This is a genomic window from Streptomyces niveiscabiei (assembly GCF_001419795.1).
GTDB classification, from domain to species: Bacteria; Actinomycetota; Actinomycetes; order Streptomycetales; family Streptomycetaceae; genus Streptomyces; species Streptomyces niveiscabiei.
The window spans coordinates 1-6,319 of sequence record NZ_LIRL01000288.1 but is presented as its reverse complement, the minus strand read 5'-3'; the positions used below and the strand labels follow the sequence as shown (position 1 = coordinate 6,319).

Below are 6,319 nucleotides of genomic sequence, written 5' to 3'. Positions count from 1 at the left end.
CCGACGCCTTCTTCACGCCGAACTGCTGGTTGGCGTTGTTGTGGTCGCTCCACTGCACCAGGGCGGTACCGGCGGTCTTCGACCAGCCGTAGTCGTCCAGGACTTTGCCGGAATTCCGGTTCAGCAGGCGGTAGTTGCCGTCGCCCGAGTCGACGAACCGCCACTGCTGGTTGGTCCCGCCGTGCCGGCTCCACTGCACGACCGCCGCGCCGTCGTACGTGGCGTAGCCGAGCCCGTCCAGCACCTCGCCGCTGTTGCGGTTGACCAGGACGTACCAGGAGTCCGTGTCCACGACCGCCGCCGAGGCCGTACTGACCCAGGCCACGGAGCCGCCCACGACGGTCAGGGCGACGGCTCCCCACAGGCTCCGGCGCTGGTACAGCCGACGGCCCCGGTGTTTGTGCCGGTGCCCCGGAGCGGGCGTGGGGGACGACGGGCGAGGCGACATTTCGGTGCTCTCTTTCGGCGTTGCTCCGTACGGACCCCCTGGTCCGTACGGCACCGAGTCGTCACGGCCCGCGGAAAGGTTGCCCCCGTCCGGCGAAACTTTTCCGAGAACCGCTCACGACGTACGGCGGTGCCGGGCCTTCGGCCCCCTGCTGCGGACGCGCACCACCACGAACAGCCCCAGCGCCAGCGCCGCGAGCCCCAGGACCACCTTCGACAGCACCCCCACGTACGCCTCGACCAGCTCCCACTGATCCCCCAGCCAGTAACCCGCCATGATCAGCACGGAGTTCCACAGCAGGGAGCCGAGGGCGGTGAGCGCGACGAACGTGGGCAGCCGCATCCGGTCCACCCCCGCCGGGACGGAGATCAGGCTCCGGAAGACGGGGAGCATCCGGCCCAGGAAGATCGCCTTCGTGCCGTGCCGCGCGAACCACTCCTCCGTCCGCACCAGGTCCGCCGGCTTCACCAGCGGCAGCTTTCCCCAGATCGTGTGCACGCGCTCCCGGCCGACCAGCATCCCGATCCAGTACAGGACGACGGCCCCCACGGTCGCCCCGAGTGTCGTCCAGAACAACGCGGACGGCAGGCTCAGCACGCCCTGCCCCGCCGCGAACCCCGTCAGCGGCAGGATCACTTCACTGGGAATCGGCGGAAAAAGGTTCTCCAGAGCGATCGCCAGCCCCGCTCCCGGCCCCCCGATCGTCTCGATGAGCCCCGTGACCCACCCCGTGATCCCGTCCGAGGGTTCTTTGGGCTGGGCGGCGAGGTGCGCGGTCGTCATAGGGTAAAGGTAATGCAAAGTCGGGGGCGGGTCAGAGGCGGCAGCTGATCTCCATGCCGTCCTCGACGGGGAACGTCACGCTCCGGTATCCGTTCGCCGGGTCGCGCACATAGTCGAGGTACGGCCGCAGACCGCTCAGGACGACGTCGTCGGCCACGACGAGCGTGCCGGGCCGCAGACGCGGTTCGAGCAGCCGCAGGACGGGCAGGCACAGCTCCTTCCAGCCGTCCAGCAGGACGAAGTCCGCGGGGTCGTCGAGGTCGCGGAGGCTGTCCCGGGCGTCTCCCTCCAGCACGGTGATCAGGTCGTCCAGGCCGGCCTCGGCGAAGGTCCGGCGGGTCGCGGCGATCTTGTCCTTGCTGAGTTCCGTGGTGATGACGCGTCCGGTGCCGTTGTCCCGTACGGCCGCGGCCAGATACAGCGTGGAGATCCCGAAGGACATGCCGAACTCCACGACCGTGGCCGGGCGGACGGCCCGGACCAGGTTGTACAGCAGTTCCCCGCCTGCGGCGGAGATCGGCATGTAGACCTCCGCCACGGCGTCGGCCCGCTCCTGGGGTGTCAGCGGCGCGAACCCGCCGGGCAGCTGCGCGCTGACGCGCGCGGCAGTGGTGTCGTCCTGCTCGGCCCGCTCGAACATTCGGCTGAGGGCTGCCTCGACGCGGGGGTCGGCAAGCGTGTGGGTGTGTGTCATGGAGGCTAGAGTAGACGCAACGTTGCGTCACATCTAGGGGCGATACCCTGACCGCCGGGAGGCGACATGGCACCTGCGGCAAACGCCGTCGAGGCGGGCGGTACCGGCGGACCGGGGCGGCGCCACCACGGCAACCGGCACGGACGCAGCGAACAGGCCCGGCTGGCAGTCCTGGAGGTGGCCGACGACCTGCTCGCCGAGAAGGGCTTCGCGGGCGTCACGATGGAGGGCATCGCCGCACGGGCCGGGGTCGCCAAGCAGACCATCTACCGCTGGTGGAAGAGCAAGACCGACGTCCTGATGGACGCCTTCCTCCAGGACGCGACCGAGGACCTCACGGCCCCCGATTCCGGCGACATCGCCCTCGACCTGCGCGACTATCTGCGCCGACTCGCGTGGTTCCTCAGCGAGTCCGACTCCGGCGCCGTCTTCAAAGCGCTGATCGCCCAGGCTCAGCACGATCCGGCGTTCGCCCAGGACTTCCGCTCCCGCTACCTCGACGGCCAACGCCACCGCGACCGCCTCCCGCTGGAGCGGGCCGTGGACAGAGGCCAGCTGCCCGCGGACCTCGACATGGCGGCCGAGACGGACCAGCTCGTGGGCCCCCTCTACTACCGCGTACTGGTGACCGACGAACCGATCGGCCCCGAATTCACGGACGGGCTCGTCGACGCGTTCCTCCGACGGCACGGGGCGACGCTGCGGGCGAAGCACTGACGCAGGGGTGCCTGGCCCTTCGGGGGTGGGCACCCTTCTGCTCGGTGATCCTCTTCGTCCGCTTGCCGTCGCCCCCATGCTGAACGTGGGAGGACCCGTGACTCAGCAGACTCCGTACCGACGGCTGCGCGCCCTGCGCGACCGCTTCGCTCCGCCGCCCGGCCTCACGTGGCCCGAGATCAGTGGCGGGAAGCTCGTCATGACGCTGCGTCCCGGGCCACGCCATCAACTGACCGCGATGCTGGTGCGGAGGCAGTTGGATACGCAACTCCCCGAAGGGCTGGGGGTGTTCGAGGCGACGGACACGGACGACGAGGCTCTGGGCGTCCTGCGCGTGCCGGACCTCCAGGTATGCCGTGACGCCGCGATGGAGACGGACGATCCCCTCGACCCCCGCGAGATCGTCCAGGCCGAGGGACGCCCGGCCTACGACAACCGGCTGCACCTGCCCTACGGCAAACCGGTCACCGTGGCCACCGACCTCGGCACCTGGAAGATCGAGACCGCTGACCTGCCCCGCTACGGTCACCCCAGGCGCTTCGTGAACGTGAATTCCGTGACCCCCGGCGGGTAGTCGGGGATCGCGCAGACCTCCTCGTACCCCTGTTTCCGGTAGAAGCCGGGCGCCTGGAAGTCCCAGGTCTCCAGGCGTACGGCCGTGCAGGCGCGGTCGTCGCGGGCGATGCGTTCCGCCCGGGCGAGGAGGTCGGTGCCGAGGCCGGTGCCGCGGAGGTCGGGGTCCACCCAGAGGAAGGTGACGTGGAGCCAGGAGGCCCAGGTGTGGCCGACGAGGCCGCCGCAGAGGGGGTTGTCGGGGGTGGTGGCCCAGATGTGCAACGGGGACTCGGTGGCGTCCGGGGTGAGCTGGAGGGCGCGCAGCTCGGGTGACGCGGAGAGGTTCGTCGCCCGGAGCCTCGTACGGAGCAGCGCGCGTCGGGTGTTGTCCACTTCTGTCTCAAAGCCGAACATGCGGCACACCATAAACGCCTCGGCCGACCAGTTCTGCGAAACCGCTTCCGCTCCGTGCTCCCGGCCCTACTCTGTGAACAGCACCGGCGGGGGGCCGGTGCCGTTCAGGGGGCGAGACAGTCGGGTACGGCGCTCGCGGCGGGGGTAGCAGTACGCGCACGGCGGCGGCCGTGCGGCACCCGCGCCACGGGCGTCGTACCCGCAGCCGTCGTTCTCCGGCCTTTTCTGGGGTATCCCCTGCTCCGTCGAGGAGCATCGGGGAAGGGGGTTTCGTGGTTCGTATCCGAGTTCTGGTCGTCGACGATCACCGGATCTTCGCGGAGTCGCTGGCGGCGGCGCTGGCCGCCGAGCCGGACGTCGAGGTGTCCGCCGCCGGGAGCGGCCCCGCGGCGCTGCGGAGTCTGGAGCGGGCCGCCGCGGAGGGGCGCCGCTTCGACGTGCTTCTCGTGGACGCCGATCTGGGCGCCGTCGCACCCGGGCTGCGGCCCGCGGTGCCGGTCCACGAGGTCAGTGAGAACGGGCACGTGGACGGGATCTCGCTCGTCTCCGGCGTCCGCTCGACCCAGGCGTACGTACGCGTCGTCGTGCTCGCCGAGAAGGACGATCCCCGGCGGGCCGCGCTGGCCTTGCAGGCGGGGGCGTCCGGGTGGGTCGCCAAGGACTGCTCCCTGTCGCGGCTGCTGACCGTCATACGGGGGGTGCTGCGCGATGAGACACATCTGCCGCCGGCCCTGCTGACCGGTGTGCTGCGGGAGCTGACGGCCGCGCGCAAGCACCGGACGGAGAGCGAGCGGCTGGTCGAGTCGCTGACACCCCGGGAGCGGGAGGTGCTGCGCTGCATGGTCGCGGGGCTGGGCAGGAAGGCGGTGGCCGAGCGCCTGTTCCTGTCACCGCACACGGTCCGCACCCACATGCAGAACGTCCTGGGCAAGCTGGGCGTGCACTCCACCCTGGCAGCGGTGGCACTGGCCCGGCGTGCGGGCGTCGGCCCGGTGGACCTCGCCGGCGACGTCGTCGAGCGGGGCGGGCAGTTGGCCTAGCGTTCCCGGAGCCTTCAACTCCGTTTCCCTGGCGGGTAGTTCGCCCGTCGGTAGGTGGTGCACATCACGGGCGGATCCGGACAGTATGGCCGGATCCGCCGCTTCACCGTCGGACTCGCGGGCAGCGCCGACGCCGCCGCCTACGACGGCCAGGCCCCGATCTCCAGCGGCTGCGCGAACAGCGCGATCACGGCCAGATCGAACGCCATCTACGTCGGCGGCACCCAGGTCGGCACGATCGAGCTGCGCTACAGCACGTCCTGCCGCACCGCGTGGGCGCGCGTGCGCCCGACCGGTCCCTACGGCGGCGCCACCGTCACGCGCATCCCGGGCTACGACTGGTACCGCTGCGACAGCCTGTCCTGGAACTCCTCCATGGGCCAGTACACCTGCTACACCCCGATGCTGAACGACGCGGGCGTCCAGTCCTTCGCCCGGGGCTCCGCCTCGGCGTCCAACGGCTTCAACTCGGACGACGTCGAAACCGGCCGCTACTGAGCCCCGTCCCTCGTAAGGATTACAGCGATGAACCTCAAGAAGATCGTCAGCGCCGCCGCCGGTGTCGTCATGCTCGCAAGCCTCGGCACCGTGGCCACCGCCACGAACGCCTCGGCGAGCGGCAACTGCTACATGATCCAGTGGCCCAACGCGAAGCTCGCCCCGCGCCTGTGGTGGGTCCCCGACCACAACCTCTCCTACGCCCCCGGCAGTCATGACGCCTGTGTCGAGATCCTTCAGCAGGAGCTGAACGAGCTGTACCACGCCGGCCTCGCGACGGACGGCTACTTCGGGCAGAACACCCTGACATGGGTCCGGAACTTCCAGGGGGACTTCGGCTGCGCCGGCGGTGTCGACGGCATCGCCGGGCACAACACCTTCAGCTGCCTGAACTGGGCCACCGGGCACTACCAGGTGTGATGATCCGTCAGCTCCCGGTTCCGGTGCCACCGGGGCCGGGAGCTTTCGTATGCCCCCGAACGGGCCGGTCAGCCCGGGATGTTGTCGAAGGGGGCCGTCAACTGGCGCAGCAGCGCGGCCAGTTCACCCCGCTGGGCCGGCGACAGCTCTGCCAGGATCGCCCGCTCCTGTGCGAGCAGGCCCGCCAGTGCCTGGTCAGCGCGGTCGCGGCCCTCTGCGGTCAGGCGGACCAGGACGCCTCGGCGGTCCGTCGGGTCGGGGAGGCGTTCCACCAGGCCCTTCTGGGTGAGCCGGTCGATGCGGTTCGTCATCGTGCCCGAGGTGACCAGGGTCTGTGTGAGGAGCTGGCCGGGGGAGAGCTGGTAGGGGGCGCCCGCCCGGCGCAGCGCCGTGAGGACGTCGAACTCCCAGGGCTCCAGCTGGTGCTCGGAGAACGCCAGCCGGCGTGCGCGGTCCAGGTGGCGGGCCAGTCTGCTGACCCGGCTCAGCACTTCGAGTGGCTCCACGTCGAGGTCCGGGCGTTCCCGACGCCACGCCGCGACCAGCCGATCGACCTCGTCCTCCATGGCGATCAGTGTAGTGGTTGTGTCGATGTGAAGTCTCTTGATGTCGAGTCTCTTGACGTCGAGAGAGATCGCCGGGCATCGTGGAACCATGACCAGCCCCTCCTGGGACCCCGCCCAGTACCTGCGCCACGCGGACCACCGCGCCCGCCCCTTCACCGACCTCCTCGCGGGGATCCCCCACCTC

10 protein-coding genes and 1 pseudogene are annotated in these 6,319 nt (G+C 70.4%); 6 read left to right on the top strand and 5 right to left on the bottom strand.

Going from position 1 to position 6,319, the window contains the following annotated elements:
• The 3 genes from AOK24_RS15055 to AOK24_RS15045 form a co-directional block, all read right to left on the bottom strand.
• Positions 1–448, bottom strand: a 448-nt coding sequence (locus AOK24_RS15055; protein WP_167376838.1) for an RICIN domain-containing protein, incomplete at its 3' end; no start/stop codon positions are given.
• Positions 449–562: 114 nt separating this feature from the next.
• Positions 563–1,231 carry a DedA family protein gene (locus tag AOK24_RS15050; protein WP_055720575.1) on the bottom strand — a complete coding sequence of 223 codons (669 nt, stop codon included), beginning with the start codon at positions 1,229–1,231 and terminating at the stop codon, positions 563–565.
• A 31-nt stretch (positions 1,232–1,262) separates the two neighbouring features.
• Complete coding sequence (locus tag AOK24_RS15045; RefSeq protein WP_055720574.1) at positions 1,263–1,925, bottom strand: O-methyltransferase; 663 nt, start codon at positions 1,923–1,925, stop codon at positions 1,263–1,265.
• A gap of 66 nt (positions 1,926–1,991) precedes the next feature.
• Between AOK24_RS15045 and AOK24_RS15040 the strand changes: the two genes are divergently transcribed.
• Both AOK24_RS15040 and AOK24_RS15035 read left to right on the top strand, forming a co-directional pair.
• Positions 1,992–2,642: a TetR/AcrR family transcriptional regulator gene (locus tag AOK24_RS15040; protein ID WP_055720573.1), complete on the top strand. Its 651-nt coding sequence runs from the start codon at positions 1,992–1,994 to the stop codon at positions 2,640–2,642.
• Positions 2,643–2,739: 97 nt separating this feature from the next.
• Entirely contained in the window at positions 2,740–3,216 is a 477-nt protein-coding gene (locus AOK24_RS15035) for a hypothetical protein (protein WP_055720572.1), read from the top strand.
• On the opposite strand, the gene AOK24_RS15030 is transcribed toward AOK24_RS15035, so the two are convergent.
• A complete protein-coding gene (locus AOK24_RS15030) occupies positions 3,168–3,623 on the bottom strand; it encodes a GNAT family N-acetyltransferase (RefSeq protein WP_055720571.1) in 456 nt (151 codons plus the stop codon). The two genes, AOK24_RS15035 and AOK24_RS15030, sit on opposite strands and share 49 nt — an antisense overlap.
• Before the next feature lie 260 nt (positions 3,624–3,883).
• Here AOK24_RS15030 and AOK24_RS15025 point away from each other — a divergent pair, with 260 nt between their 5' ends.
• Genes AOK24_RS15025 through AOK24_RS15015 form a run of 3 tightly spaced genes read left to right on the top strand, consistent with a single transcriptional unit; the run spans position 3,884 to position 5,569 of the window.
• A complete protein-coding gene (locus tag AOK24_RS15025) occupies positions 3,884–4,651 on the top strand; it encodes a LuxR C-terminal-related transcriptional regulator (protein WP_055720570.1) in 768 nt (255 codons plus the stop codon).
• Between the two features lie 54 nt (positions 4,652–4,705).
• A complete protein-coding gene (locus tag AOK24_RS15020) occupies positions 4,706–5,149 on the top strand; it encodes a DUF2690 domain-containing protein (RefSeq protein WP_055720569.1) in 444 nt (147 codons plus the stop codon).
• 27 nt (positions 5,150–5,176) lie between these two features.
• Complete coding sequence (locus AOK24_RS15015; protein WP_055720568.1) at positions 5,177–5,569, top strand: peptidoglycan-binding domain-containing protein; 393 nt, start codon at positions 5,177–5,179, stop codon at positions 5,567–5,569.
• 68 nt (positions 5,570–5,637) lie between these two features.
• Here AOK24_RS15015 and AOK24_RS15010 read toward each other — a convergent pair whose 3' ends face one another.
• Positions 5,638–6,135: a MarR family winged helix-turn-helix transcriptional regulator gene (locus AOK24_RS15010; RefSeq protein WP_055720576.1), complete on the bottom strand. Its 498-nt coding sequence runs from the start codon at positions 6,133–6,135 to the stop codon at positions 5,638–5,640.
• Between the two features lie 88 nt (positions 6,136–6,223).
• Here AOK24_RS15010 and AOK24_RS50640 point away from each other — a divergent pair.
• Positions 6,224–6,319 (top strand): annotated as a pseudogene (locus AOK24_RS50640) (trans-aconitate methyltransferase); the annotation flags it as partial.

Bases quoted from the DNA above. Each gene is read 5' to 3' on its own strand.
- AOK24_RS15050 (WP_055720575.1), bottom strand. From the start codon at position 1,231: ATGACGACCGCGCACCTCGCCGCCCAGCCCAAAGAACCCTCGGACGGG.
- AOK24_RS15045 (WP_055720574.1), bottom strand. From the start codon at position 1,925: ATGACACACACCCACACGCTTGCCGACCCCCGCGTCGAGGCAGCCCTC.
- AOK24_RS15040 (WP_055720573.1), top strand. From the start codon at position 1,992: ATGGCACCTGCGGCAAACGCCGTCGAGGCGGGCGGTACCGGCGGACCG.
- AOK24_RS15030 (WP_055720571.1), bottom strand. From the start codon at position 3,623: ATGGTGTGCCGCATGTTCGGCTTTGAGACAGAAGTGGACAACACCCGA.
- AOK24_RS15015 (WP_055720568.1), top strand. From the start codon at position 5,177: ATGAACCTCAAGAAGATCGTCAGCGCCGCCGCCGGTGTCGTCATGCTC.
- AOK24_RS15010 (WP_055720576.1), bottom strand. From the start codon at position 6,135: ATGGAGGACGAGGTCGATCGGCTGGTCGCGGCGTGGCGTCGGGAACGC.